Origin of the sequence: Hydrogenophaga sp. PML113, assembly GCF_001777155.1 — a bacterium.
In the GTDB taxonomy this organism is placed as follows: Bacteria; Pseudomonadota; Gammaproteobacteria; order Burkholderiales; family Burkholderiaceae_C; genus Hydrogenophaga; species Hydrogenophaga borbori.
The window spans coordinates 732,916-759,007 of the sequence record NZ_MIYM01000001.1 but is presented as its reverse complement, the minus strand read 5'-3'; the positions used below and the strand labels follow the sequence as shown (position 1 = coordinate 759,007).

Here is a 26,092-nt window from a genome sequence, read left to right as displayed (position 1 = left end):
GTGGGCGCGGCGCCCGCTCCGTATTTACCCTGATTTTACCGACGCCAGCCTGACGCCCCCGATGGCAAACGGGGGGAATCTGGCTACATTGCGTCGGTTGGCCAATCGCCGGTGCCCTGCTGCAAGTTCCGCAGCGCGGGCGACAGCGAGGAAGCAACGCAGCGGGGGCATACCCCGGAGGCGTTGCCCCCTCCAAGTCGAACTCACTGGCAGGAGAACTTCATGGTTGGTCAAAGTGCGCTGATCTTCGCGCTCGTCTGTGGCCTGATCGCCGTGGTCTACGGCTTCTGGTCGCGCAGCTGGATCCTTTCGCAGGACGCCGGCAATCCCCGCATGCAGGAAATCGCCGGCGCCATCCAGACCGGCGCGGCCGCCTATCTGGCGCGGCAGTACAAGACCATCGGCCTCGTGGGCATCGTGCTCGCGGTGCTCATCGGCGTCTTCCTCGACGGCCCCACCGCCATCGGCTTCTTGGTCGGCGCGGTGCTCTCGGGCGCCTGCGGCTTCATCGGCATGAACATCTCGGTGCGCGCCAACGTGCGCACCGCGCAGGCCGCCACCAAGGGCATGGGCCCGGCGCTGGACGTGGCCTTCCGCGGCGGCGCCATCACCGGCATGCTGGTGGTGGGCCTGGGCCTGCTGGGCGTCACCGGTTTCTTCTGGTTCCTGGTGGGCAACGGCAACCTCAACGCCGCCTCCAACCTGTCCAAGATGCTCAACCCGCTGATTGGCCTGGCCTTCGGCTCCTCGCTGATTTCCATCTTCGCGCGCCTGGGCGGCGGCATCTTCACCAAGGGCGCCGACGTGGGCGCCGACCTGGTGGGCAAGGTGGAGGCCGGCATTCCCGAAGACGACCCGCGCAACCCGGCGGTGATCGCCGACAACGTGGGCGACAACGTGGGCGACTGCGCCGGCATGGCGGCCGACCTGTTCGAGACCTACGCCGTCACGCTCATCGCCACCATGGTGCTGGGCGCGCTGATGGTGGCGACCGCGCCGCTGCAGGCCGTGATCTACCCGCTGGTGCTGGGCGGCGTGTCCATCATCGCGTCCATCATCGGCTGCTTCTTCGTCAAGGCCAGCCCCGGCATGAAGAACGTGATGCCCGCCCTGTACAAAGGCCTGGTCATCGCCGGCGTGCTCTCGCTGATCGCCTTCTGGTTCGTCACCGCCTGGGTCATGCCCGACAACGCCATCACCCAGAGCGGCAGCCAGCTGCGCCTGTTCGGTGCCTGCGCGGTGGGCCTGGTGCTCACCGGCGTGCTGGTGTGGATCACCGAGTTCTACACGGGCACGCAGTACAGCCCGGTCAAACACATCGCACAGGCTTCCACCACCGGCCACGGCACCAACATCATCGCCGGCCTGGGTGTCTCGATGCGCTCCACGGCCTGGCCCGTGCTGTTCGTCTGCGCGGCCATCGTGGCCGCCTACATGCTCGCGGGCCTGTACGGCATCGCCGTCGCCGCCACCTCCATGCTGAGCATGGCCGGCATCGTGGTCGCGCTCGACGCCTACGGCCCCATCACCGACAACGCCGGCGGCATCGCCGAGATGGCCGAGCTGCCCAGCAGCGTGCGCGACATCACCGACCCGCTGGACGCCGTGGGCAACACCACCAAGGCCGTCACCAAGGGCTACGCCATTGGCTCGGCCGGCCTGGCCTCGCTGGTGCTGTTCGCCGACTACACCCACAAGCTGGAGACCTACGGTGCCAAGGTCAGCTTCGACCTGAGCGACCCGATGGTGATCATCGGCCTGTTCATCGGCGGCATGATTCCCTACCTCTTTGGCGCCATGGCCATGGAGGCCGTGGGCCGCGCGGCTGGCTCGGTGGTGGTAGAGGTGCGCCGCCAGTTCAAGGAGATCGCCGGCATCATGGAAGGCACGGCCAAGCCCGAGTACGGCAAGGCGGTGGACATGCTGACCACGGCGGCCATCAAGGAAATGATCGTGCCCAGCCTGCTGCCGGTGATCGTGCCCATCCTGGTGGGCGTGTTCCTGGGGCCCAAGGCGCTGGGTGGCCTGCTCATGGGCACCATCGTCACCGGCCTGTTCGTCGCCATCTCCATGTGCACCGGCGGCGGCGCCTGGGACAACGCCAAGAAGTACATCGAGGACGGCCACCACGGCGGCAAGGGCTCGGAGGCGCACAAGGCCGCCGTCACCGGGGACACCGTGGGCGACCCCTACAAGGACACGGCCGGCCCGGCGGTGAACCCGCTGATCAAGATCATCAACATCGTGGCGCTGCTGATCGTGCCGCTGCTGCCGCTGACCTGACCCTCGGCAAGCCCATCAGGAAGCCCGCCCCGCGCGGGCTTTTCTGTTTTCAGGCCTGCGCGAGCCGGCGCACGATGTCGCTGGCCGCTGGTGTGAGCGAGGTGAGCCGCGCCTGCTCGCCGCGTTCGATCGCGTCGAGCACCAGCTCGGTGATCGCGCCCACGGCCGCCATGGCCATGGCCTCGCTCAGCGCGTGTTCGGCGTCGCGATCGCGGTTGACCGTGTCGCGCATGAAGTCGGCCAGAGATCGCATGACCTCTCGGCGCACGTTGGCGCCCGCCTCGCCCAGGTGGTGGATCTCCACAAACAGCGTGCGCAGCAGTTGCGGCCCGGCCGCAAGGTGAGCGAAGTAGGCCTGCAGCGCCGTTTCCAGCTGCGCCTGCCAGGGCCGCTCGGGCTGCACCGACTCGCGCAGCGTGCGCAGCGCCGAGGCGCTGGCCTGGCGGTACAGCGTGAGAAAGCAGGCGTCCTTGTCGCTGAAGTGTTCGTAAAAGGTGCGCTTGGAGACGCCCGCCACGCGCACCACGTCGGACACGGTGGTGGCCGCCAGTCCCTTCTCGCCGGCGACGGCGGCGAGGGCTTGCAGCAGGCGGGTGTCGTGCGGTTCGGCGACGGGGGCGTCCGGACGGGGCATCGCGCGATCTTACCGAGGGCCTTGTCGCCTCATGCCCCTTGCGCCAACACCCGCTCCACCGCCGCATGAAAGCGCGCCGCGCTGCACTCCGTCGCGCCCAGGTGCCAGTGCGCGTTCGCCCCGCTGGCCAGGGTCGATTGGCAGCTCACCCCGAGCGCGAAGTCCTCGTCCAGCGCTCCCCAGAAGGACTCGACGTTCTTCTGCCAGTGGCGGGCCGCTTTCTCGCTCGTGGGCTTCTCGGGGATCAGCGTGACCGCGCGCACCGTGCTGTGGCCCACGCTGTCCGGCAGCACGGTGAACAGATTGGCGTGGTCGCCCTCGTGCAGGATGAAGGTGGCCGGGAAGAAGAAGTAGATGATGTTTGAGTGCGGGCCAATCGCCCAGCGCTCATGCGGCTGCTCGCGCAGCCCCGCCATGCTGCGCTTGGGCAGCAGCAGCCGCTGGTGGTCGTCGTCGTGGTCGGCGATCAGCAGGTTGTCGTGGAACAGGTGGGCGATGCTCTGGCGGTGCGCGTACTGGAAGTGGTAGGTCTCCAGGTTGCCCTCGAAGGGGATCTTCCAGTTCGCGGCGTTGGGAAAGCTGCGCTCATGGAAGGGCACCCAGCCGTCGTAGCCCCAGTGGCGCAGGTCCTGGCCGAAGCGGCCCAGGTGGCGCTCCAGGTCGATGCGATCGGGCTCGCCCTCGCGCAGCGCGCGCGGCACCACCCACACCAGGCCCAGCGCCTCGCCCACGGGCACGCGGGCGAGCGAGCAGCGCTCGGGCGGTGCGTGCGGAAAATCCGCGGCGTGCGGGCGGCCGCGCAAGGCGCCGTCCAGACCGTAGGTCCAGCTGTGGTACGGGCAGATGAAGGCACGCTGGTGGTGGTGCGCTCCCGCCCCCAGCAGGCGCGCGCCGCGGTGGCGGCAGGCGTTGATGAAGGCGTTCAGCTCGCCGCCCTCGCCGCGCGCCAACAGCAACGGCACACCCGCCACGTCGAGGGCCAGGCTGTCGCCGGCGGCCGCCAGGCTGCCCGAGGCGCAGACCGCGATCGGCAAGGCGCGGAACAGCCGTTCCCGCTCGGCTTCGAAGCGCGCCGGGTCCAGGTAGCGGCTCACGGGGCTGAACGTGGGTTCGCCGCGCTCGCTGGCGCCGGCCTCGATGAGCGCGAGCGCGCGCTGGATCAGCCGAACCTGCTCGTCGTGGTGCATGCGGTCTCCTCTGCCCCGTGTGCGGTGCACGGGTGCGGGGCATTGTGCATGCCGTCGCGCACGGCGGACGCCGCCTGGGCGACGCGCCGCCCCCGTTCGGATCAACCCGCGCTGGCCTTGGCGCGCGCGCGGGCCATCACACGATCCAGCGCCTCGCGCGTGAGCGGCTTGACCAGGAAGTCCTCGATGACGGGCAGATCCTGCGCCGCGCGGCGGTCGTCGCGCCAGGTGGACGAGGTGAGCACGCTCACGAACACCGGGTGGCCCTCGCCCACCAGGGCCTCGATCTGGCGCGCGCAGTCGAAGCCATTCATGCCGGGCAGATTGATGTCCAGCAGCACCAGGGTCGCGGAGCGCTCAGCATCCTGGCGCAGGAATTGCAGGAAGTCCTCGGCCGATTCGAAGGCCCGGATCTCACCCGCAAAGCCGGTCTTGCGGATGGTGATCTCGTGGAACAGGTTGTCGTTCTCGCTGTCGTCGACGAGCAGGATGCGTTCGGTATTCATGGCGGGCGGGCCAGGGATGGGCCCGGAAAAGCGTCACCACCGCGCCCTCGTGGGGCACCGGCGGGATGAACGGAACGGAAAACGAAAAACCCGAGGGGCACGCCGGGTGGGCGCGCTCGCGCGGTGTGGACGCCAAGGGGCGGCGATGTGGCGGTGCGGTGTTCGCCCGACCGGCGGACCGCGCCGCGAGGGCGCCAATCGCATCGGATGACCTGGGGGACAGGTCGGCGGGAAGTTCCCGCTGGAGGACGCGCAGAAACGCGTCCCGTCAACGAACGCGCGGAATTTTGCACGCTCATGACCAAAATCACTAGGGTAAACCCTTAGTTCTCGGCGGGAATGCTTGGGCATTGCGGCCGGGTCTCCTGGATCCGCGCCTGTCTATGATCGCCACGCCCTCCCGCGCCCCCCCATGAAAGTCGACGTCGCCAAGCTCAAGCTGTTCATCGAGGTGCTCGACGCCGGGTCCATCACGGCTGGTGCCGGGCGCTGCCACCTGTCCGTGGCGGCGGCCAGCAGCCGGCTGCAGGAGCTGGAATCGGCCCTGGGCGTGCGCCTGTTCGAGCGCCGCGCCTCCGGCGTGCGGCCCACCGACGCTGGCATCGAGCTCGCGCGCCACGCCCGGTCGGTGCTGGTGGAACTGGACCGGCTGAAGCGCGAGATGGCGCCGTTCGCGCACGGCGTGCGCGGCCGCGTGAGCCTGCTGGCCAACACCGCCGCGCTCTCGGGCTACCTGCCCGAGCCGCTGTCGCGCTTCCTGAGCGAACACCCCGAGGTCGACGTCGACCTGCAGGAAATGTGGACCGGCGAAATCCTGGAGGCCCTGCACCGCCGCAAGGCCGACGTGGGCGTGCTGGCCGACACCATGGACACCAGCGGCCTGCACGCCATGCCGCTGGCCGACGACCATCTGGTGGTGGTGGGCACCGCGCACCGCCTGGCCGCGCTCGGCGATTCGCCGCGCTTCGACGAGTGCCTGGATCACCCCATGGTGGGCCTGCCCGCGCAGAGCGCGCTCTACACCTACCTGCAGGTGAAGGCGGCCGATCTCGGCAAGGTGATCCGCTACCGCGTGAGCCTTCGCACCTTCGAGGGCGTGCTCAAGATGGTGGCGCTCGACGTGGGCCTGTCCATCGTCTCCAGCCTCGCCACACGCGAACTGGTGCGCCAGTACCCCGGCCTGCAGTGGCGCCCGCTGCGCGACAGCTGGGCCAAGCGCCGCTTGCTCGTGTGCACGCACCACGCGCACGACACGGCACCGGCCTCGGTGAAGGCGCTGATCGGCTTCCTGCACGAGCAGTCCGCGCGCGACTGAATCGCGCCATGGCCCGCGCGGCCTCCGGTTTTTTCGAACGCCCCCTCCGCTTCTTTGCGATGGCTCGCCCGGCGCGGCCTCGACAGAATCGCGCCGCATGGAAATGCAGCAACTGGTGGCGGTGGCCGCCGTGTTCGTGGTCGCGGGCACCGTCAAAGGGGTGACCGGGCTGGGCCTGCCCACGGTGGCCATCGCCGGGCTGTCGATGGTGCTGCCGCTCGCGCAGGCCGCCGCGCTGCTGGTGCTGCCCTCCCTGCTCACCAACGTCTGGCAGTACCTGCGCTGCGGCGTGGCCTGGGCGGTGTGGCGCCGCACGCGCGGCCTGTGCCTGGGCACCGCGGCCGGGGCCTGGCTCTCGCCGCTGCCCGAGGTGGCCAGCGCCGGCCCCTGGGCGCAGGCCCTCACCGGCGGCCTGCTCGCGTTCTACGGCCTGGCCGGTCTGGTCGGCCTGCGCCTGCCGCCGCCCGGGCGCCACGACGCATGGATCGGTCCCGCCATGGGCCTGGCCACGGGCGCGCTCACGGTGGCCAGCGGCGTGTTCGTCATGCCCAGCGTGCCTTACCTGCAGTCGCTGGGCCTGAACAAGGACACCCTGGTGGGCGCGCTGGGCCTCACCTTCACCGTCTGCACGCTGTGCCTGTGGATCAGCCTGGGTGCCGGTGGCGTGCGCACGGACGCGCTCGCGGCCTCGGCCAGCATGCTGCTGCCCGCGCTGCTGGGGCTGGGCCTGGGCGCCTTCGCGCGCCAGCGGCTCAGCGAGGCCGCGTTCAAACGTGGGTTCCAGATCGCCATCGGCGCGCTGGGCCTCACCATGGTGCAACGCGCACTGGTATCGATGGGGGCCGCATGAACACGCTGCAAGACCTGTCCGCCCAACTGGAGGCGCTGCACGCATCCGCCTTGGCGCTGCGCTCGCTGATGGAAGACCTGGAGCCCAGCGCCGCGCTGTCCGAGCAGCGCTGGTTCGTGGGCCTGCACCTGGCGCGCCAGCTCACCGAGGCCAGTGACGAGGCGCGCGCGCAGCTGGTGCGCTGGTCGAACGCCGACGCCGCGCCGCTGCGCACGCCCCACTGAACACAGGCGACGCGGGGCATGACAGGCCTCGCATACACTGCCGCGCCATGGCTTCGCGCGCGACACCCCCTTCACGCACCGCCGGCGGCGGTGGCCGCGCCCGGCCCGCGAAACGCGCGCTGCTCTCCACCGAGAGTTCGCCCTACTACCGCATCTGGGTGCTCACCAACGTCACGGGCAAGCCCTTCGGCCTGCGCTTTGGGGAGCGCTTCGACCTCAACCTCACCGAGTGGCGCGTGCTGCTCACCGTGGCCGACAAGCCCGGCATCACGGCGCAGACGCTGTCGGATTTCACCGGCCTGGACAAGATGAGCGTCTCGCGCGTGGTGCGCAAGCTCGAATCGCAGGGCCGGCTGGCGCGCGAGAACAGCGAGGCGGACCGCCGCAGCTTCCACCTCAGCCTCACCGACGAGGGCTGGGCCGTGTATGGCGAGATCGCGCAGGCCGCGATCAAGCGCGAGGCCCATGTCTACGCGAGCCTGAGCGAGAGCGAGCTCAACACCTTGCACAAGCTGCTGGGCAAGCTGCTGCTGCAGGCGCGCAACGACCCCACGGGCGACGACCCGATCGAGTGATCTCGGCGCGCGCTCAGAAGCCGTAAGGCTCCAGCGCCGGATCGCCGCCCGCGTGCGCGGGCGCCTCGGCCCAGGCCAGCAAGGAGCAGCCGAAGGTGGACGACACGTCCACGCGCGACCCCGGTTCGATCACCACCACCGACGGCCCCGCCACGCGCGTGTCGCCGATGCGCAGGTCGCCCGCCATCACGAACCAGTCGGTCAGGCCCTGGTGCTGCAGATCGGGCAGGTGCGCGCCGGGCCACAGCTGCAACATGCACAGGCGCCGGTTGTGGCCCGTGCCCGCGTAGTCGAACACCGCGCGGCGCGACACCCGCGCAAACGGCGAAGCCACCGGCACCACCTCGTCGAGCACCACGGTGATGTCCGGGGGCGTGAACGGCGATTCGTTGACCACCGTGGTCTTCTTCGCGTGCGGGTGGATCGCCGCGCCATCGGGCTCGATGGTCACCGGCGCCTCCAGGCGCGAGAACAACGTGCAGCCGCCGTAGGTCACCGCGTCGTGCGTGGCACCCGCCAGGTTGATGCCCACCGCGCCCGCGCGCGTGGTGCACTGGAAATCGACCAGCTCGCCCGACAGGAAGTAGCTGCTCGCGGTACCCCGGTGCTGGTGCACGCCCGATCGGCTCATGGGATCGAAGGCGATCATCCCGAGGAACAGGCCCGCGGCTTCGTCGCGGCGCACCGCCTTCTCGCGCGCGGTGCCGCGCGGCGTGGTGCGCCAGGGCAGGCTCTCCAGGTCGTAGGCGTACACGCCGGGCAGCGCCTGATGGCCAGGCATCCAGCCGGCGCTTTGGCCCTTCTGCGGTTCGTGGACAGCGTTCATCGAGGCTCCTTAGGGTAAACGAGAGGGTTCGGTATTTGGTAACGATCGTTACTATATGGCCGAACCAAGGATGCTGTCATGTCTTTTGTTTCGACCCCCGACGACGCACCGGTGAGCGTGGTCACCGGCGGCGCCAGCGGCATCGGTGCCGCCACTGCCGCCCTGCTCGCGCGGCGCGGCCACCAGGTGGTCACGCTCGACCGCGCCGCCGTGCCGGATGCCACGCTCGCGGGCGCGGTGGCCGACGGGCGCCTCACGCACATCGCCTGCGACCTGGCGCGCGAAGACGCGGTGTGCGCCGCCTTCCTTGCCATCGCGCAGCGCTTCGGCCGCATCGGTGGCCTGGTGAACAGCGCCGGCATCGAATCGCGCCACCTGCTCGACGACATGACCGTGGCCGACTGGGACCGCGTGCTCGACGTGAACCTGCGCGGCACCATGCTCTGCCTGCGCGAGGCCGCGCCGCTCATGCGCCACGGCGGCTCCGTGGTCAACGTGGCCTCCATCGCGGGAAAGCGCATGTCCTATTCGGGCGACGCGGCCTACACCGCGTCCAAGGGCGCGGTGCTCGCCTTCACGCGCCACATGGCCTTCGAGCTCTCGGGCCAGCGCATCCGCGTGAACGCCGTGTGCCCCGGCCCCACACTCACGCCCATGATCCACCGCAGCCTCAGCGCCGAGCGCATTGCCGCCGTGGCCGAGACCGTGCCCCTGGGCCGCTGGGTCGAGGCCGCGGACGTGGCCGAGTCCATCGCCTTCCTGCTTTCCCCCGCCGCCGCCATGATCACCGGCAGCACCATCGACGTCGATGGCGGCATGCTGGTGTCCAACGGCACCCCTTACCGGGACTACGTGGCCGCCCGGCAAGCCCAGCGCCCCATGCCACCTCAACAGGAGACCACGCCATGAAACGCATCCGCCCCTTGCTGGCCGGGCTCGCGCTCGCCAGCCTCGCCTTCGCCGCGACCGCGCAACCCGCGCTGCGCATGGCCTACGTCGCACCGCCGCCGGTGTGGGGGCCCATCGCCGACCGCTACGCGAAAGAAGTGGCCGACCGCAGCAACGGCGAACTCAAGGTGCAGTCCTTCGGCGCCGGCCAGCTCGGCAGCCTGCCGCAGAACTACGCGGGCCTGCGCACCGGCCAGATCGACATGATGCTGGCCGACACCGGCACGCTGGCGCTGGCCAAGGGCGGCAAGGACTTCAACGCCCTGTTCGCGCCCTACGTGTTCCGCGACCACGCGCACTTCAAGGCCTTCATGCAGTCCGACACCTTCCGCCAGATGCTGGCGCCAGTGGAGAAGGAAGCCGGCTTCAAGTACGTGGGCTACGTGTCCGACCGCTCACCGCGCCAGCTCACCACCTCCAACCGCAAGGTGCTCAAGCCCGAGGACATGAAGGGCCTGAAGGTGCGCGTGCCCGAGACGCCCGCCATCCTGGAGGTCATGAAAGGCTGGGGCGCCGCGCCCACGCCCGTGCCCGCGGCCGAGCTCTACCTGGCCATGAAGCAGGGCCTGGTCGACGGCCAGGACAACGGCTTTGACGCCATCGCCGGCGCCAAGTACTACGAGGTGCAGAAATACGCCATGCGCATCGACTACATCCAGTCGGGCCTGATGGTGCTGATGGCCGCGGACAAATGGTCGCGCCTGTCGCCCGCCCACCAGAAGGCCATGACCGAGGCCGTGGCCGCCACCGAGAAGTGGGCCAGCCAGATGACCTGGGACGTGGCCACCAAGTCCATCGACACGCTCAAGGCCAACGGCATGGAGATCGTCGAGCCCGATCTCGCGGCCTTCCGCCAGGCGGCCGACAAGGTCACGACGGGCTTCGACGGCCAGCTCTGGGCCAAGGGCACGGTCGAGAAGATCCGGGCCGTCAAATGAACCGCCTGCTGGGCTGGCTCGACCGGCTGATGCTGGCCCTGCTGGGCGCCTGCCTGCTGGTCCTCGTCCTGGTGGGCGGGGGCCAGATCCTGCTGCGCGAGATCGCGGGCATCCCCTTGCCCTGGGCCACCGAATTCAGCGTCGTGCTCATGATCTGGGCCACCATGCTCACCGGCTACGTGGGCGTGCGCCGCGACAGCCACCTCTCGGCCGACTTTCTGGGCCTGAGCATGTCCGAGCGCAAACGGGCCGTGCTGCGCACCCTGGCGCTGCTGCTCTCGCTGGTGTTCGTCGCGGTCTACGGCTGGGAGAGCCGCCTCGTCATCGACGCCATGGAGGGCATTCCCTTCACCTCCATGCCGGCCACGCAGCCGCTGCTGTACTGGTCGCTGCCGGTGGGCGCGGCGCTGATGGCGCTGGCGCTGCTGGACAAGCTGTGGCAGCAGTGGACCGGCGTTCGCGGAGCGGCCTGATGCAGCAGCTGATCCTCTTCGGCATCCTGATGGCCGCCTTCATGGCCTTCGCGGTCATCGGCGTGCCGGTGTTCTTCGCCATGGGCCTGGCGGCGCTGGTCTTCATCGCCTGCAGCGGCGGGGCCGTGCCGCTCAACATCGTGGCCTCGTCCATGGTGCAGGGCATGGACTCCTTCGCCTTCCTGGCCATCCCCTTCTTCTTCCTCGCGGGCGAGCTCATGAACACCGGCGGCATCACGCGCCGGCTGCTCAACTTCGCCTCCGCCGCGGTGGGGCACATCCGCGGCGGCCTGTCGCACGTGGCCATCCTGGCGAGCATGGTGTTCTCGGGCGTGTCGGGCTCGGCCGTGGCCGACGCCTCGGCCATCGGCTCCTCGATGATCCCGGCCATGAAGGACAAGGGCTACCCCGGCGCCTACGCGGCCGCCGTGGTGGCCGCCGCGTCCACCATGGGCCCCATCATTCCGCCCTCCATCGCCTTCGTGGTGTATGCCCTGGTGAGCGACGTGTCGGTGGGCCAGCTGTTCCTGGCCGGCGCCATCCCGGGCCTGCTGATGGGCGTGTACCTGCTGGCCGCCGCGAGCTGGGTCGCGCACCGGCGCAACCTGCCCTATTCCGAACGCACCTCGCTGCGTGCCGTGGGACGCGCCGCCTGGGACGCGCTGCCCGCGCTGGCCATGCCGGTCATCATCATCGGCGGCATCGTGGGCGGCGTGGTCACGCCCACCGAGGCCGGCATCACCGCCGTGCTCTACGCCATCGTGATCAGCGTGCTGTTCTACCGCGAACTCAGCTGGGGCCAGACCTGGCACATCTTCCGCGAGTGCATGGTCAGCTCCGGCATCATCCTGCTCACCATCGCGGCCTCGGGCATCTTCTCCTGGCTGGTGGCCAACCTGGCCATCGGCGAGACCCTGGCCACCACGCTGAAGACGCTCACCGACAGCCCCTGGGTGATGCTCGCGCTCATCAACGTCGTGCTGCTGCTCTGGGGCCTGGCGCTGGAGCCGGCGGTGGCGCTGGTGACGCTGGTGCCGGTGCTGGTGCCCATCGCCAACGCCTATGGCATCGACCTCGTGCACCTGGGCGTGATCGTGGTGCTCAACCTCATGATCGGCCAGCTCACGCCGCCCTCGGGCGTCATCACCTTCCTCACGGCGCAGATCGCGGGATCGCCGCTGCACGCGGTGTTCAAGGAGGCCCTGCCGTTCACGCTGGCGCTGATCGCGGTGCTGCTGATCGTGACCTACGTGCCGCTGGTGTCGCTGTGGCTGCCGGCGGTGTGGATCGGCGGCTGAGCGCCGCCGCGCCCACCCACGCTCACGCCACCTTGCCCAGCGCCCGCAGCAGCTTCTGCGGCGTGATCGGCTGCGAGTGCACCACCGCGCCGAAGGGCGCGATGGCGTCGTTGATGGCGTTCATCACCGCCGCCGGCGCGCCGGCCGTGCCGGCCTCGCCAGCGCCCTTGGCACCCAGCTTCGAACTGCGCGTGGGCGTCATCACGTGCGCCAGCTCGATGTCGGGCATTTCGGCCGACATGGGCACGAGGTAGTCGGCCATGTTGGCGTTGAGCATGAGGCCGGCCTCGTCGTACAGGCATTCCTCGAACAGCGCGCCGCCGATGCCCTGCACGATGGCGCCGCGCATCTGCTCGTCCACCAGCATGGGGTTGAGCACGCGGCCGCAGTCTTCCACCGCCCAGTGCTTGAGCAGTTTCACGAAGCCGGTGTCGGGATCGACTTCCACGTAGGACGCCTGCACGCCGTTGGTGAAGATGAAGGGGTAGTCGCGCTGCGCGTAGTGGCGCGTGACCATGAGCTCGGGCGTGAAGCCCGCCGGCAGCGTGTCCGAACGGAAGTAGGCGATGCGGCCCAGTTCCTGGAGCGGCAGCAGCTCCTGGCCATCGCCAGCGTCGACCACGCGGTCGCGGCGCAGCGCCAGCGTGCCTGGCTCGCGCTGGAGAATGGCCGCCGCCACCTTGAGGATGTTCTCGCGCAAGGCCTGGCCCGCGAGCAGCACCGCCTCGCCGCCGATGCCGGCGCCGCGCGAGGCCCAGGTACCGCCGCCATAGGGCGTCACATCCGTGTCGCCCGTGATGACCTTGACCTTGGCGATGTCCACGCCTACCGCGTCGGCTGCGATCTGGCGGTAGATGCCCTCGGTGCCCTGCCCTTGCTCGCCCACACCCACCAACACCGTGACGTCGCCCTCGGGGTCCAGGCGCAGGGTGGCGCCGTCCTGCGAAGCGATGCGCGCGCCGCCCACGCCATAGAACGCGGCGCTGGGGTTGGTGAGCTCGATCACCACCGCGAAGCCGATGCCGCGGTGCACGCCCTGCTTGCGCAGCGCGGTCTGCTCGGCGCGCAGCGCGTCGTAGTTCATCAGTTCGCGCAGCTTCCTCAGGCTGGCCTCGTGCGACAGCACCTCGAGCTTGATGCCTGAGGCACCCGTGGCCGGGTAGGCGTCGTCCCGTATCACGTTGCGGGCGCGGATCTCGAATGGGTCCATGCCGATCTTCTGCGCCGCCAGGTCCACCAGTGCCTCGGTCACGGCGCAGGCGATGGGGTGGCCCACGCCGCGGTACTGGCAGGTGGGCGTCTTGTTCTGGAACACCACGTCCAGCTTGGCGCGGTAGTGCTGGTGCTTGTAGGGCCCGCCCACCAGGTTGACCACCTGGTTGCCCTCGATGGCGCTGGTGCGCGGAAACATCGAGTAGGGCCCGATGGCGGTGAGGTCGTCGATATCGAAGCCGAGGATCTCGCCGTCCTTGTTGGCCGCGATGCGGCCGCGCACGCGGTGGTGGCGCGCGTGGATGTCGCTGGTGAAACTCTCCAGCCGGTCGGCCACGAACTTCACCGGACGGCACAACAGGATGGACAGGGCCACGGTCGCGAAGTCGTCGGGATAGGCGTGCACCTTGATGCCGAACGAGCCGCCCACGTCCTTGCAGATCACGCGGATGGCGCTCGCGGGCAGGTCGAACTGGCGGCCGTAGAGGTCCTGCATCATGTGCGGCGCCTGGCAGGAGTGGTAGACCGTGAGGCGCTGCTCGGCCGAATTCCAGTGCGCGATCTGCCCGCGCGGCTCCAGCGTCACGCCGGTGTGGCGGCCGAACTCGAACGTGGCCTCGGCCACCGCATCGGCTTCGGCGAACACCCGATCGACCTCGCCCACGTTCAGGCTGCGCGTGAAGCACAGGTTGTCGCCCAGCTCGGCGTGGATCGGTGGCGTGCCGGCGTCCAGCGCGGACTCCATGTCGGTGGCCAGCGGCAGTTCCTCCCAGTCCACCACCAGGTGCTGCAGCGCGTCCTCGGCCTGCGCGCGCGTTTCCGCCACCACCGCCACCACGGGCTCGCCCTGCCAGCAGGCGCGTTCCACGGCCAGCGCGTGCTGCGGCGCGGACTTCATGCCCGCCAGGTGGCCCAGCACCGCCACCCAGGGCTTGCAGACCTTGGCGAGGTCGTGGCCGTCGGCCACCATCAGCACGCCGGGCATGGCGCGCGCGGCGTCGGCCTGCACGGCCTTGATGCGCATGTGCGCGACCGGGCTGCGCCAGAACACCACATGCGCCAGGCGCGGCAGTTCGATGTCGTCGATGAACTGGCCCAGGCCCTGCGTGAGGCGCTCGATGCCGCCGCGCGGCACCGGCGCGCCGATGTAGCGCTGGTCCTCGGTGACGGGCGCGATCGGCGTGGCCTGTTCGACGCCGGGCTCGAGGTTGACGATGTCGCGTTTCACAGGGCGGCCTCCTGGCGCTGGCGCAGCACGTCGCAGATCGCATCGACGATGGCGTGGTAGCCGGTGCAGCGGCAGTAGTTGCCCGAGATCCAGTCGCGCACCTCGGCGCGCGTGGCATCGGGGCGCGTCTCCACCAGCTCCTTGGCCGCCATCAGCATGCCCGAGGTGCAGAAGCCGCACTGCAGCGCGTTGCGCGCAACGAAGGCCTGCTGCAGGTCGCGGATCGCGCCACTCTGGCTCAGACCTTCGATGGTCTTGACCTCGCCGCCATCGGCCTGCACGGCCAGCGTGAGGCAGCCGCGCACGATCTGGCCGTTGAGTTCCACGGTGCAGGCGCCACAGACGCCGTGCTCGCAGCCGAGGTGGCTGCCCTTGAGGCCGAGGTCCTCGCGCAGGAAATCCACCAGGTGGGTGCGCGGCTCGACGCGGCAATGGCGCGTGTGGCCATTGACGCTGACTTGGATGGGATGCAGGTCCGACATGGGCGTGGGGCTTTCGGGTCAGGCGAGCGCCGCGGCCAGCAGGCGCTGCAGCAGCACGCCGGCCAGGTGGCGCTTGGTCTCGGGGGTGTTGGTGAGGTCGGGCAAGGGATCGATCTCGGCGCGCAGGCTGGCCACGGCGAGCGCCAGCGTGGCCTCGTCGGGCGCCTTGCCGTCGAGCAGGGCTTCGGTGCGGCGCGCGCGCCAGGGCGTGGTGGCCACGCCCATGAAGGCCAGCCGCGGCGACGACAGCGCGCCGCCGCGGCGCCGCGCCGAAGCCGCCAGGCCCACGATGGCGTAGTCGCCGTGGCGGCGCGCGAGCTGCGCCATGCCGCTCCACCCATCGGGCGCCGCCACCGGAATTTCGCCCGCGACCACGATCTCATCGGGCCGCAGCGCGGTGGTGTACAGGCCGGTGAAAAAATCGTCGGCGGCGATGCGGCGCTCGCCCGCCGGTCCTTGCGCCACCACCGTGCCGCCCAGCGCGAGCATGCAGGCGGGCCATTCGGCCGCCGGGTCGGCGTAGGCGATGGAGCCGCCCCAGGTGCCGCGGTTGCGGATGGCCCGGTGCGCGATGTGGGGCGCGGCCTCGACGAGCAGTGGCGCGTGCCGCGCCACCAGGGGGCTTTGCTCGATCTGCGAGTGCGTGGCCAGCGCGCCGATGCGCAGCACCTCGCCGCAACGCTCGATGCCGCGCAGCGCGGCCAGGCCGGTGATGTCGATCACCAGCGCGGGCTCGGACAGGCGCATGTTCAGCGTGGCCATCAGCGTTTGCCCGCCGGCCAATACGCGCGCGTCGTCGCCATGGCGAGACAGCAGGTCGATCACCTGCTCGATCGAGCCGGCCTTGACGTAATCGAATGCAGCGGCCTTCAAGGCACCCTCCTCAAGCGGACAACAGGGAAGCGATCCACACGCCGAAGCCGGTGGCCAGGGCGCCCAGCGCAAACCACAGCACACGCACGCCCTCGCCGAGCGGCGCGGGTGCCTGCGCCGATACGGCCCGGGGTGCGGGCGCGACGGACGCGGTGGTGGTGGCCGGCGCACCCGCCGCCGCGGGTGGCGCAGCGTCAGCGGGCGCGGTCTCTTGCGCCACGGTCTCGGCCAGCGGCACCGCCGCGCCAGGCGCCAGCTCGCCCTGGAAGGCCGCGAAGAACTGGTCCGCCATCTGCTTGGCGGCCGCGTCGATCATTCGCCCGCCCACCTGCCCCAGCTTGCCCCCCACCGAGGCCTGCGCCGTGTAGCGCAGCCGCGTGTCGCCGCCTTCGTCGGCCAGCGACACGGTGGACTGCCCCTTGGCCATGCCCGCCGCGCCACCCGAGCCCTCGAACTGCAGCGTGCAGCCCTCGCCGGGGCGCACGTCCTGCAAGCGCAGGTGGCCCGTGAAGCGCGCGCGCACAGGCCCCACCTTCACGGCCACGCGCGCCGTGCGCTCGGTGTCGCTGGTGGCCTCCAGGCTTTCGCAACCGGGGATGCAGCGCGCCAGGACCTGCGGGTCGTTGAGCGCGGCCCAGACCGTGTCGCGAGGTGACGCGATGAGGATGTCTCCGTTGAGTTCCATTCGTTTTCTCTGCCCCCGGGTTTTCACGGGTGCGCTTGTTTACCAACCGTTCAACAATGCTATGTCTCATTGACCGTTCGGTAAATAGCGTGCGCATACAGAAAAACCCTGAGCGAGCCAAAAAAGTCGACGCGGCAGCGGCCGAAGGCGCACCCGCGCGCCGCCGGCTCAGCGTGTCCGAACGCGAGCGCCAGATCGTCGACGGCGCGATCCAGTTCTTCGCCTCCAACGGCTTCGGCGGCCAGTTGCGCGACCTGGCCAAGAGCATTGGCGTGACGCACGCCCTGCTCTACCACTACTTCCCCACCAAGCAGGCGCTCATCGACCGCGTGTACCTCGACGTGTTCGAGGGCCGTTGGCGCGACAGCTGGGACGAACTGCTGGACGACACCAAGGCCGACGTCGAGGACAAGTTCACCGCCTTCTATGCCGACTACGTGAACAACGCGCTCTCGCGCGAGTTCGTCCGCATCCTCATGTTTTCGGGCCTGATGGACCACGCCATCTCCGACCGCTTCTTCGCCATGCTGCGCGAACGCCTGTTCCCGCGCCTGATCCGTGAGACGCGGCGCTTCCGCGGCTCGACTTCGCGCGCCAAGCCCAGCGAGCGCGAACTCGAACTGCTCATGGGCCTGCACGGCGGCATGTTCTACATCTCGATCCGCCGCTGGATCTATGGCCAGGACGTGCACAGCGAGGCCATGCACGACACCTGCGACGAAGCCCTGGTGCGCGACCGCGTGCGCGGCTACCTGCAGGCCAGCCGCGAACTGCTCACCCAGAAGAACCCGGCTCGATGAGCCGCCATCCCAAGAGCAACAGAAGGAGACACGACAGATGAAGCTTTCAACCCTCGCCGTGGCCGGCGCACTGGCCCTGGGCACCGGCCTGGCCGCGCTGCCCGCCGCCGCGCAACAGCGCATCACGGTCAACATCGGCTCCAGCCACCCCACCTCCAACATCTGGGCCTATGCCATGAAAGAGGTGTTCCAGCCCGAGGTGGACCGCATCCTCAAGGCCGGCGGCGGCAAGTACGAGATCCGCTGGCGCGAAAACTACGGCGGCACGCTCTACAAGTTCACCGACACGCGCACCGCCGTGCGCGACGGCATCGTCGACGTGGGCATGGTCGGCACGGTCTGGGAAAACTCGGCCATGCCGCTGCAGAACGTCACCTACTTCACGCCTTTCGCCACCACCAACCACGAGCTGCTCATCGAAATCTTCGACAAGCTCAACACCACCGTGCCGGCGCTGCGCGAGAGCTGGGCCGCGCAGAACATGGTGCCGCTGTCCTCGCTGATCACCGACAGCTACGACATCTACGCCAACTTCCCGATCCGCACCATGGCCGATCTTCACAACAAGAAGATCAACGCGCCCGGCACCTCGGCCAACTGGCTGCGCGAGACCGGCGCCACGCCGGTCGACGGCGCCCTCACCACCTACTACACCAACATCCAGACCGGCGTGACGCAGGGCGCGCTGTCCTTTGCCAGCGGCATCGGGCCGGCGCGCGTGTACGAAGTGGCCAAGTACCTCACGCGGGTGGACGTGGGCTCCATGTACTTCGGCAGCGTTGCCGCGAACAAGAAGTTCCACGACGCCCTGCCCAAGGAAGTGCAGGACGCCTTCGCCCAGGCCGGCAAGGCCACGTCCAAGGCGCATGGCCAGCACGTCACCAAGACGGCCAACGCCGCGCTGGACACCATGAAGGCCGCGGGCCTGCAGATCGCCGACCTGCCGGCGGCCGAGAAGGCCAAGTGGGTCAACGGCCTGCCCAACATCGTGCAGCCCTGGCTGCAGGCCACGGGCGACAAGGGCAAGGCCGTGCTCAAGGCCTACTTCGACGAGCTGCGCGCGCACGGCGTGAAGCCGCTGCGCGACTGGGACGGCCAGAACCGCTGAGCCCCGGCGCCCGCGCCCGACGCCACGTGGCGACGCGCGCGCCCCAGTGAAAGTGAACCGTGCACAAGAAAGCTGAACCCGCCGCCGAGGGCGGCGCCCCCGCCCCGGCCAACCCGCACCCGCTGCAAGGCATCGCGCGCACGCTCGCGGCCGCCGGCACCGTGTGGATCTTCCTCATGATGATGATGGTCGTGGCCGACGTGGTCGGCCGCAACTTCCTCGACAGGCCCATCACCGGCGTGGCGGAATTCGCCGCGCGCTCGGTGGCCTCCATCGTGTTCCTGCAGCTCGCCGCCGCCATTTGCTCGGGCCGCATGACGCGCAGCGACTTCCTGCTGCGGCTCATCGGCGCACGTTCGCTCGGCGCGCTGCGTGTGCTCGAGGTGGGCAACGCCCTGCTGGGCTGCCTGCTGTTCGTGGCACTGGCCTTCATCGCCTGGCCCGAACTCTCCCAGGCCTGGAGCACGAACGAGTTCTTCGGCGTGCAGGGCGTGTACACCGTGCCCACCTGGCCCTTTCGCGCCCTGATCGTGGGCGGCTCGCTGGTGGCCGCGGGCGCTTACCTGCTGCAGATCCCTTCGCTGTGGCGCCACGCGGGCGACTTCGGAGATCCGCATGAGTGAACTGGTTTTTGGCGGGCTGCTGATCGGCGCGCTCGTGGTCTTCGTGCTGCTGGGCGTGCACATCGCCGTGGCGCTCATCGGCATCGGCTTCGCAGGCATCTGGCTCATGCGAGAGGACGTGGAGATGGCCATGCGCCTGCTCTACCTCTCCGCCTACAACGGCGTGGCCGACTACATCTTCGCCACCATCCCGCTGTTCGTGCTGATGGGCCTGTTGGTGTCCATATCGAACGTGGGCAAGGACACCTTCGAGGTGGCCGAGGCCCTGCTGCGCCGCGTGCGCGGCGGACTGGGCGTGGCCACGGTGGCGGCCAACACCGTGTTCGCCGCGGTCACGGGCGTGTCCATCGCCTCGGCCGCCGTCTTCACCCGCGTGGCCGTGCCCGAGATGGCCCGCCACGGCTACCGCACGGCCTTCGCGGCGGGCACGGTGGCCGGCAGTTCGGTGCTGGGCATGATGATCCCGCCCAGCCTGCTGATGATCATCTACGGCGTGCTCGCCGAGCAGTCCATCGGCACACTGTTCATCGCCGGCATCATCCCGGGCTTCATGCTCGCCGCGGTGTTCGTGGCGATGATCGTGCTGATGGCCACCTTCGCGCCCGGCATGGTCTTCGACCTCAAGCGCCAGCGCGACATGGCCCAGCAGCGCGCCAGCGGCCCGCTGCTGAGTGGCGCGCAGATGGCCGGCAAGCTGGTGCCCATCGTCGCCCTGGTGGCGCTGGTGCTGGGCGGGCTCTACAGCGGCTTCTTCACCCCCACCGAGGCCGGCGGCATCGGCGCCTTCGGCGCGCTGGTGGTGGCGCTGGCGCGGCGCAGCCTGGGCCAGGGCCGCTTCTGGCGCGTGCTGCACGAAACGGGCAGCGTCTCGGTCACCATCCTGATCCTGCTGATCGCCGCGAGTTTCTACAGCCGCATGCTGTCGGTGGCGGGCGTGCCGGTGGCCATCAGCGAGCTGGTGCAGGACGCCGGCCTGGGGCCCTATGGCTTTCTGCTGATCTACGTGCTGATCGTGCTCTTCCTCGGCATGATCCTGGACTCCAGTTCCATCCTGCTGATCATGACGCCCGTGGCCGTGCCCATCGCCAGCGACCTCGGCTTCAACCTCATCCAGTTCGGCGTGCTGACCGTGCTCGCGGTGGAGATCGGTCTGCTCACGCCGCCCTTCGGCATTTCGGTGTTCACGGTGAAGTCCACCTTGAACGATCCGCGCGTGTCGGTGGAGGCCATCTTCGGCGGCACCCTGCCCTACGTGGCCGCCATGCTGTTCGTGCTGCTGCTGGTGGCGGTGTTTCCGGTGCTGTCGCTGGCACTGACCTGAGGCGCCCGCGCGCGGCGGGCTCAGCCCGCCGGGCCGGGCACGAAGATGTCGGCGTGGAAGCGCTCGGCCGGCAGTTGCATCGCATCGGCGCAGGCCGCGCGCACGGCGGACACCATGGGTGGCGCGCCGCAGCAGTAGACCTCGCCGCCGCGCGGCAGTTCATCGGCCAGGGCGCGCACGGCGGCGTCCACCCGGCCATGGAAAGCGCCCAAGGCCTTCGCCTCGGCACCGTCTTCCAGCGCCGCCACGAAGCGCCAGTTCGGCAAGGCCCTGGCCCATTTGGCGGCGTGTTCCAGCAGGTAGAGGCCGGCGCGGTCGCGCGCGCCCCAAATCAGGGAAACGGGACGCGCCGACCTGCGCTTCGCGAGGTCGTCGAGCAGCGATTTCACCGGCGCGAAACCGGTGCCGCCGCAGACGCACAGCAAGGGACTGCCGGCCTCGGGGTCGAGGTCCACCTGGCCGAAGGGCAGCTCCACTTCGAGCAGGTCACCGGGCTGCAGGTCCGCCACCAGGGCGCTGAAGCGCCCACCCGCGACGTGCCGCACGTGCAGTTGCACGCCGTCGCTTTCGTGCGGCGGGTTGGCCATCGAGTAGCTGCGCCGTTCGCCGTCGGGCAGGTGAACCTGCAGGTACTGCCCCGCGCGGAACTTCGCGCGCTGGCCCGCTGGCAGGCGCAGTTGCAACAGGCTGACATCGGGCGCGGCCAGGGTGTTGCGGTAGACCTTGAGCTGCAGGCGCTTGCGCGCGCCGGGCTCCAGGCGGCGCCAGCTCGATGGCGCGATCGCCAGGTCGGCGCGCGGGCGGCATTGGCAGAGCAGCTCCTGGCCAGGCGGCGTCGCTTCGGCGGACACGGGGCCGCGCTCGAAGTCACCGCCCTCGACGCGCGCGGCGCAGTTGCCGCACACGCCCTTGCGGCAGGAGTAAGGCACCTCGATGCCGGCCTTCAGCGCGGCGTCGAGGATGGTTTCTTCGGGCTCGCATCCGAAACACAGGTCGGAGCCCACGATGCGGATCTGGTGGCTCATGGCAAATGAAAGAAGAGGATCAGGCGCGCACCGGGTCCAGCATCAGGCGCAGGCTGCGCAGCAAGGCATCGGGCCGCGCCCGGCCGGTGCCGGCGATGTCCATGGCGCTGCCATGGCCGGTGCTGGCCAGCAGCACCTCGGCGCCGATGGACAGGGCGCAGGCGCCTTGCGGGGCCAGCAGCTTGATGGGGATGTGGCCCTGGTCGTGGAACATGGCCACGTAGAGGTCGTGCGGCCGGTGCGCGTGGTCCGCCAGCAGCACGTCGGCGCCTTGTGGTTCGCCCACGTCCAGGCCCTGCTCGCGCAGCGCGCGCGCCGCGGGCACGGTGCAGTGCGCGTCGTGCGGCCCGAACAGCCCCCCTTCGGACGCGTGCGGATTGATGCCGAACAGCGCCACGCGCGGCCGGGACAGGCCCAGCCGCTGGCAGGCGCGCACGCCGGCGCGCGCGGCCGCCGCCACCAGATCGGGACTCAGCCGCGACAGCGCGCGCTCCACGCTTTCGTGCAGCGTGGCGTGCACGATGCGCAGGCCGCCGCCAATGAGCAACAGGAACACCTCGTCTTCACCGAGTCCGCACACCGAGGCCACCAGGCTGGGGTAGCCGCTGAACACGATACCGGCCTGCGCGATGGCGGTCTCGTGGTGCGGGCCGGCCACCACGGCTTGCACCGCCCCCGCGCGGCAGGCCTCAATGGCGGCGCTGGCGCTGGCCACCGCGCTGCGGCCGGCGCCGGCATCGATGCGACCGGGCTGGTGCGAGCCCCTCGGCAGACCGCCCACGTGCACATGCTGCAGGCCGACCAGCAGGTCTTGCAGTCCCAGGCTTTGCGCCGTGGCGCGCAGCACCTCGCCCGGCCCATAGAGCACGAGGCGCTCGCGCGCTTCGGGCGCCAGCTCGGCCAAGGCCTTGAGCGCGATCTCCGGGCCGACGCCGTTCGGGTCGCCCAGGCTCAGGGCCACGCGCGAGCTGTTCATCGCGGACGCCGCGCCGCTCACAGCGGCAAGGCCATGAGCGTGTCGGTGACGGTGCTGTCGCACACCGCCACGCGCTCGGCCAGCAGCAGCCTCCCGTCCACCCGAACGAAGCGGTCGCGGTAGACGCCGGTTGCGAAGGGCTGCGTTTCACCGTGCGCCATGATGCGCGCCACCATGAAAGGCGTTCGGGCGCGCGCCGATTGCGCGTCGGCCGACTCCAGCACCGGCACGCCCAACAGGTGGCGGTAGCGCTGGCGCTCGTAGATGTTGGCCTCGCGCAGCGCGGCCACCCGGTCTTCGAGCATGGCGCGCGAGTCGGCCCAGACGATGCCAGCCGGCAGGCCCTGCTGTTCGTTCTCCACATGGGTGATGCGGTAGAGCGCATCGGGCGCGAAGAAGTCGGGCCACTGCTCCAGGCGGTCGCTGTCGATGGTGTCGGCGTAGGCCGCGTGAAAGGCCATCAGGCTCAGCAGGTCGATCATGCCGCCACCCCCATGTGCTGGCGGTAGGCCTTCCAGAAGCCGCGCACCGAGGTCTCCGTGGCCCGGCCTTCGCCCGAGGCCACCACCTCGCCGCCCATGGCCACCACGGCCTGCTGGTCTCGCGCCCCCGCGATGCCGCGCTGCACGAAGCCGCCCACGGCGCCGTCTTCCATGGAGATGAAGCCCGCCGGACCCACCAGGTTGCACTGCTTGAGCCGCACGCGCAGCCGCTCGGGCGTGTCGTCCTCGAAGCCCAGATAGACCCAGTGCAATTCGGCGCGGTCCTTGCCTTTGGTCACCACCTGGCGCACGGCCAGGCAGTTCTGTATCTGCTGCAGCACGAAACCGGGGAACACCGACAGGATCTGCAGCGTGACGCCATCGGGCCATTCCTCGAAGCCCTCGAGCAGACTCGGGTCCTTCAACCGGTAGCGGTCGTGGTCGGAACGCAAGCCCTGCTCCTTGTACGACGCGTCCTTGGCCGAGGGATCGATCATCGAATAGCTCACGTGGTTGCCACCCGATTCGTCCACGATCACCCCACCTTTTTGCGAGAGGCGGTTGATCTCGAAGGTGGTGAAGAACAGGTGCAACAGGCTCGCGTGGTAGCTGTCGCGCACGTTCTCCACGTAGAGCTTCCAGTCGTTGGGCAAGGCCTGCGTGAACCGGCCGATCACCTTCACCGGCTTGTGCAGAACGCGCTCGATGCGCGCGCAGATGTCCTCTCCCAGGTACTCCTCGATCGGCGGCACCTCCTCGCTGAAGCTGCCGAACACCAGGCCGCAGAACACGGCCACGCGCAGCTTGCGCGGCCCGTGGTTTTCCTTGCAGAAGTCCGGCGGCATGCCACCCTGCCCCTTCACCCCCTTCTCGAAGGCCACGCCGGTGAGGTCGCCCTGGCGGTTGTAGCTCCAGGCGTGGTACACGCATTGAAAGCTCTCGGCCTTGCCCGACTTCTCCAGCGCGATCAACGCGCCGCGGTGCGCGCAGCGGTTCTCGAAGGCGTAGATCTCGCCGTCGGCGTCGCGCACCACCACCACGGGCGTCTCGCCCACGTGCGTGGTGCGGTAGCTGCCGGGCTCGGGCAGCTCAGCGTCCAGACACAGGTAGTTCCAGGTGGCGCCTCTGAACACGCGCGCCTGCTCTTGCTCGTGGATCCCCTCGTCCGCATAGACCGCGTAGGGCACGCGGCTGAGCCGATCGGTCCACCGGATGGTTTGCACGTCTGGCATGGCCGGCATCACTCGAGGGTCACGTTGGCGGTCTTGATCACGCGCGCCCACTTGTCCGACTCCGCCTTGATGAAGGCGGCCGTCTGCTGGGGCGTCTGTCCACCGGGTTCGGCGCCCTGGGCGGCGAACTTTTCGCGCACGTCGGGCAAGGCCATGGCCTCGGCGAAATGCTTCTGGATCTGCTGGGCCACGGCGTTGGGCGTACCGGCGGGCGCCACCACGCCAAAGAAGGTCACGGCCTGCATGTCGGGCAGCTTGAGCTCGGCGAAGCTCGGCACGTCGGGCAAGGCCTTGGAACGGCGACTGTCGGCCACGGCCAGCACCTTGATGCGCTTGCCCTGGTGGTACTGGGCCGACGACGCGATGTTGTCGAAGAAGACGTCGACCTGGCCACCGACCAGGTCCGTGAGCGCGGGCGCGGTGCCGCGGTAGGGGATGTGAACCATGCGCGTGCCCGTGAGCTGCATGAACAGGTTGGCGGTCAGGTGCGAGGTGGAACCATTGCCCTGCGAGGCATAGGTCACCTTGTCGGGGTTGGCCTTGAGGTAGGCGATGAACTCGGCCAGGTTGGCCACCGGCAGGCGGTTCGACACGCCCAGCACGTTGGGCACCGTGGCCACGACGGTCACGGGCACCCACTTGGTGGGGTCGAACGGCATGGACTTGTAGAGGTGGTGGTTGATCGCGATCGGGCCCGGCGGCGATACGAGCAGGGTGCTGCCATCGGGCTCGGCCCGGGCGACGAACTCGCCACCGATGTTGCCGCCCGCGCCGGTGCGGTTCTCCACCACGATGCCGGCGGGATAGGCGTCGCGCATCTTCTCGGCCAGCACGCGCGGCAGCACGTCGGCCGTGCCGCCGGCCGGAAACGGCACCACCAGGCGCAGCACCTTGGGTGCCACGGCCGTTTGGGCCTGCGCGTTAAAGGGCAGCACGGCGCTGAGGCCGGCGGCGATCGACGCCGCGGCCAGCGCGCGTCGCGTGATTCGTGGGGAGCTCATGTCATTCCTCTACTGGGGTGGGCAGAACGTGGCGGCCAAACACCGACACGGCGGCGCAGTCTAGGCGCGCACTTGATGCACATCAACGAATTCGAACAAAATGTGCGCCATGCGAACTTCAACCAAAGCCTCTCCTGGCACCCATGCCGACGACGCAAGCCATGGCGCGGACGAACGCGCCGAGCGCGGCGAGCGCGACTACGTCATGGCGCTGGAAAAGGGGCTGGCCATCATCGAAGCCTTCGGCCAATTGCGCAGCGGGGCCACGCTCACCGAGTTGGCCGACGTCACGGGGCACACCAAGGCGTCGGTGCGCCGTTCGTTGCACACCCTGTGCCACCTGGGCTACGCCACGCAGGACGGCCGTCAGTTCCAGCTCGCCGCGCGCGCGTTGCGCCTGGGCTCTGCCTTCGTGGTGTCGGATGCGCTCACGCGATTGGCCCAGCCCATCCTGGAAACCACCGCCGAGCGCACGAAGGAATCGGCTTCGATCGCGGTACTGGATTCGCAAGACTCCGTGTTCGTGGCCCGCGCCACGCACCGGCGCAGCCTATCGGTGGGGCTGGGCGTGGGCGCGCGCCTGCCGGCCTACGCCAGTGCCACCGGGCGCGTGCTGCTGGCCGGGCAGCCGCGCGACGCGGTGCGCTTCATGCTCAGCCGCATGGGCCGCCCGGCGCTCACGGTCAAAACCATCACCAGCCTGCCGAAGGTGATGCAACAAGTGGAGCTGGCGCAGCGCCAGGGTTACGCGCTGTGCGACCAGGAACTGGAGATCGGCCTGCGCTCGATCGCGGTGCCCATACTCGACCGCCATGGCCGCACCATCGCGGCAATGAGCCTGTCGGTGGCAACCAGCCGAATGGACATCCCGGCCATCATGGACAAGCTGTTGCCTGAGCTGGAGCGAGCGAAGCAGAAGTTTCCGGCGCTGCTGTGAAGCGGCGCCCCACGCGCCTCAGGGGGTGGCGGCACGGCGGTGGCCCGCTC

The 26,092-nt window shown here is 69.7% G+C and carries 27 protein-coding genes; 14 read left to right on the top strand and 13 right to left on the bottom strand.

Features of this window, described 5'->3' with window-relative positions:
* Nucleotides 1–222 precede the first annotated feature (222 nt).
* On the top strand, nt 223–2,283 hold the full coding sequence (locus BHU06_RS03520; RefSeq protein WP_070397725.1) for a sodium-translocating pyrophosphatase: 2,061 nt from the start codon (nt 223–225) through the stop codon (nt 2,281–2,283).
* A 49-nt stretch (nt 2,284–2,332) separates the two neighbouring features.
* Here BHU06_RS03520 and BHU06_RS03515 read toward each other — a convergent pair whose 3' ends face one another.
* The 3 genes from BHU06_RS03515 to BHU06_RS03505 all read right to left on the bottom strand — a co-directional run bounded on the left by BHU06_RS03515 (nt 2,333) and on the right by BHU06_RS03505 (nt 4,610).
* Nucleotides 2,333–2,917 (bottom strand): TetR/AcrR family transcriptional regulator, encoded by a 585-nt coding sequence (locus BHU06_RS03515; RefSeq protein ID WP_070397724.1) that lies wholly within the window; start codon nt 2,915–2,917, stop codon nt 2,333–2,335.
* 29 nt (nt 2,918–2,946) lie between these two features.
* Nucleotides 2,947–4,104: an aromatic ring-hydroxylating dioxygenase subunit alpha gene (locus BHU06_RS03510; RefSeq protein ID WP_070397723.1), complete on the bottom strand. Its 1,158-nt coding sequence runs from the start codon at nt 4,102–4,104 to the stop codon at nt 2,947–2,949.
* Between the two features lie 101 nt (nt 4,105–4,205).
* Nucleotides 4,206–4,610, bottom strand: a complete 405-nt coding sequence (locus BHU06_RS03505; protein ID WP_070397722.1) for a response regulator — start codon at nt 4,608–4,610, stop codon at nt 4,206–4,208.
* 412 nt (nt 4,611–5,022) lie between these two features.
* Here BHU06_RS03505 and BHU06_RS03500 point away from each other — a divergent pair, with 412 nt between their 5' ends.
* From BHU06_RS03500 to BHU06_RS03485, 4 genes are all read left to right on the top strand, one after another.
* Nucleotides 5,023–5,925, top strand: coding sequence for a LysR substrate-binding domain-containing protein (locus BHU06_RS03500; protein ID WP_070397721.1), 903 nt, complete (start codon nt 5,023–5,025; stop codon nt 5,923–5,925).
* A 97-nt stretch (nt 5,926–6,022) separates the two neighbouring features.
* Complete coding sequence (locus tag BHU06_RS03495; protein ID WP_070397720.1) at nt 6,023–6,775, top strand: TSUP family transporter; 753 nt, start codon at nt 6,023–6,025, stop codon at nt 6,773–6,775.
* On the top strand, nt 6,772–6,999 hold the full coding sequence (locus BHU06_RS03490) for a hypothetical protein (protein ID WP_070397719.1): 228 nt from the start codon (nt 6,772–6,774) through the stop codon (nt 6,997–6,999). The genes BHU06_RS03495 and BHU06_RS03490 overlap by 4 nt, the downstream gene beginning before the upstream one ends.
* Before the next feature lie 47 nt (nt 7,000–7,046).
* Nucleotides 7,047–7,574: a MarR family winged helix-turn-helix transcriptional regulator gene (locus tag BHU06_RS03485; protein ID WP_070397718.1), complete on the top strand. Its 528-nt coding sequence runs from the start codon at nt 7,047–7,049 to the stop codon at nt 7,572–7,574.
* A 13-nt stretch (nt 7,575–7,587) separates the two neighbouring features.
* Here BHU06_RS03485 and BHU06_RS03480 read toward each other — a convergent pair whose 3' ends face one another.
* The gene (locus BHU06_RS03480) at nt 7,588–8,400 is read right to left on the bottom strand and encodes a hypothetical protein (RefSeq protein ID WP_083292856.1); all 813 of its coding nucleotides are present in this window, start codon (nt 8,398–8,400) and stop codon (nt 7,588–7,590) included.
* 78 nt (nt 8,401–8,478) lie between these two features.
* Between BHU06_RS03480 and BHU06_RS03475 the strand changes: the two genes are divergently transcribed.
* The 4 genes from BHU06_RS03475 to BHU06_RS03460 are packed head-to-tail and all read left to right on the top strand — an operon-like array spanning nt 8,479 to nt 12,057.
* Complete coding sequence (locus BHU06_RS03475) at nt 8,479–9,309, top strand: SDR family NAD(P)-dependent oxidoreductase (protein WP_070397717.1); 831 nt, start codon at nt 8,479–8,481, stop codon at nt 9,307–9,309.
* Entirely contained in the window at nt 9,306–10,286 is a 981-nt protein-coding gene (locus tag BHU06_RS03470) for a TRAP transporter substrate-binding protein (protein ID WP_070397716.1), read from the top strand. The genes BHU06_RS03475 and BHU06_RS03470 overlap by 4 nt, the downstream gene beginning before the upstream one ends.
* Entirely contained in the window at nt 10,283–10,759 is a 477-nt protein-coding gene (locus BHU06_RS03465; RefSeq protein ID WP_070397715.1) for a TRAP transporter small permease, read from the top strand. The genes BHU06_RS03470 and BHU06_RS03465 overlap by 4 nt, the downstream gene beginning before the upstream one ends.
* Complete coding sequence (locus BHU06_RS03460) at nt 10,759–12,057, top strand: TRAP transporter large permease (RefSeq protein WP_070397714.1); 1,299 nt, start codon at nt 10,759–10,761, stop codon at nt 12,055–12,057. Before BHU06_RS03465 ends, BHU06_RS03460 begins: the two co-directional genes overlap by 1 nt.
* 22 nt (nt 12,058–12,079) lie before the next feature.
* Here the strand turns inward: BHU06_RS03460 and BHU06_RS03455 are convergent, their stop codons facing one another.
* From BHU06_RS03455 to BHU06_RS03440, 4 genes are read right to left on the bottom strand one after another with little or no spacing between them, the layout of a single operon-like run.
* Nucleotides 12,080–14,497 carry a xanthine dehydrogenase family protein molybdopterin-binding subunit gene (locus BHU06_RS03455; protein ID WP_083292854.1) on the bottom strand — a complete coding sequence of 806 codons (2,418 nt, stop codon included), beginning with the start codon at nt 14,495–14,497 and terminating at the stop codon, nt 12,080–12,082.
* Nucleotides 14,494–14,979, bottom strand: coding sequence for a (2Fe-2S)-binding protein (locus tag BHU06_RS03450; RefSeq protein ID WP_070397713.1), 486 nt, complete (start codon nt 14,977–14,979; stop codon nt 14,494–14,496). The genes BHU06_RS03455 and BHU06_RS03450 overlap by 4 nt, the downstream gene beginning before the upstream one ends.
* 18 nt (nt 14,980–14,997) lie before the next feature.
* Nucleotides 14,998–15,852 (bottom strand): xanthine dehydrogenase family protein subunit M, encoded by an 855-nt coding sequence (locus BHU06_RS03445; RefSeq protein ID WP_070397712.1) that lies wholly within the window; start codon nt 15,850–15,852, stop codon nt 14,998–15,000.
* A gap of 10 nt (nt 15,853–15,862) precedes the next feature.
* The gene (locus BHU06_RS03440) at nt 15,863–16,537 is read right to left on the bottom strand and encodes a CoxG family protein (RefSeq protein ID WP_070397711.1); all 675 of its coding nucleotides are present in this window, start codon (nt 16,535–16,537) and stop codon (nt 15,863–15,865) included.
* Nucleotides 16,538–16,626: 89 nt separating this feature from the next.
* On the opposite strand from BHU06_RS03440, the gene BHU06_RS03435 reads away from it, so the two are divergent.
* From BHU06_RS03435 to BHU06_RS03420, 4 genes are read left to right on the top strand one after another with little or no spacing between them, the layout of a single operon-like run.
* Nucleotides 16,627–17,337, top strand: coding sequence for a TetR/AcrR family transcriptional regulator (locus BHU06_RS03435; protein WP_254668104.1), 711 nt, complete (start codon nt 16,627–16,629; stop codon nt 17,335–17,337).
* A 37-nt stretch (nt 17,338–17,374) separates the two neighbouring features.
* Nucleotides 17,375–18,445, top strand: coding sequence for a C4-dicarboxylate TRAP transporter substrate-binding protein (locus tag BHU06_RS03430; protein WP_070397709.1), 1,071 nt, complete (start codon nt 17,375–17,377; stop codon nt 18,443–18,445).
* A gap of 59 nt (nt 18,446–18,504) precedes the next feature.
* A complete protein-coding gene (locus BHU06_RS03425) occupies nt 18,505–19,068 on the top strand; it encodes a TRAP transporter small permease subunit (RefSeq protein WP_070397708.1) in 564 nt (187 codons plus the stop codon).
* On the top strand, nt 19,061–20,389 hold the full coding sequence (locus BHU06_RS03420; protein WP_070397707.1) for a TRAP transporter large permease: 1,329 nt from the start codon (nt 19,061–19,063) through the stop codon (nt 20,387–20,389). The genes BHU06_RS03425 and BHU06_RS03420 overlap by 8 nt, the downstream gene beginning before the upstream one ends.
* Before the next feature lie 20 nt (nt 20,390–20,409).
* On the opposite strand, the gene BHU06_RS03415 is transcribed toward BHU06_RS03420, so the two are convergent.
* Genes BHU06_RS03415 through BHU06_RS03395 form a run of 5 tightly spaced genes read right to left on the bottom strand, consistent with a single transcriptional unit; the run spans nt 20,410 to nt 25,105 of the window.
* Nucleotides 20,410–21,414, bottom strand: a complete 1,005-nt coding sequence (locus BHU06_RS03415) for an FAD-binding oxidoreductase (protein WP_070397706.1) — start codon at nt 21,412–21,414, stop codon at nt 20,410–20,412.
* Between the two features lie 19 nt (nt 21,415–21,433).
* On the bottom strand, nt 21,434–22,390 hold the full coding sequence (locus BHU06_RS03410; RefSeq protein ID WP_070397705.1) for a PdxA family protein: 957 nt from the start codon (nt 22,388–22,390) through the stop codon (nt 21,434–21,436).
* Between the two features lie 17 nt (nt 22,391–22,407).
* Nucleotides 22,408–22,872 carry a nuclear transport factor 2 family protein gene (locus BHU06_RS03405; protein WP_070397704.1) on the bottom strand — a complete coding sequence of 155 codons (465 nt, stop codon included), beginning with the start codon at nt 22,870–22,872 and terminating at the stop codon, nt 22,408–22,410.
* The gene (locus BHU06_RS03400; RefSeq protein ID WP_083292878.1) at nt 22,869–24,104 is read right to left on the bottom strand and encodes an aromatic ring-hydroxylating dioxygenase subunit alpha; all 1,236 of its coding nucleotides are present in this window, start codon (nt 24,102–24,104) and stop codon (nt 22,869–22,871) included. The genes BHU06_RS03405 and BHU06_RS03400 overlap by 4 nt, the downstream gene beginning before the upstream one ends.
* An 8-nt stretch (nt 24,105–24,112) precedes the next feature.
* Complete coding sequence (locus BHU06_RS03395; protein ID WP_070397702.1) at nt 24,113–25,105, bottom strand: tripartite tricarboxylate transporter substrate binding protein; 993 nt, start codon at nt 25,103–25,105, stop codon at nt 24,113–24,115.
* A 109-nt stretch (nt 25,106–25,214) separates the two neighbouring features.
* Between BHU06_RS03395 and BHU06_RS03390 the strand changes: the two genes are divergently transcribed.
* Nucleotides 25,215–26,042, top strand: coding sequence for an IclR family transcriptional regulator C-terminal domain-containing protein (locus tag BHU06_RS03390; protein ID WP_083292876.1), 828 nt, complete (start codon nt 25,215–25,217; stop codon nt 26,040–26,042).
* The last annotated feature ends 50 nt before the right edge of the window (nt 26,043–26,092 follow it).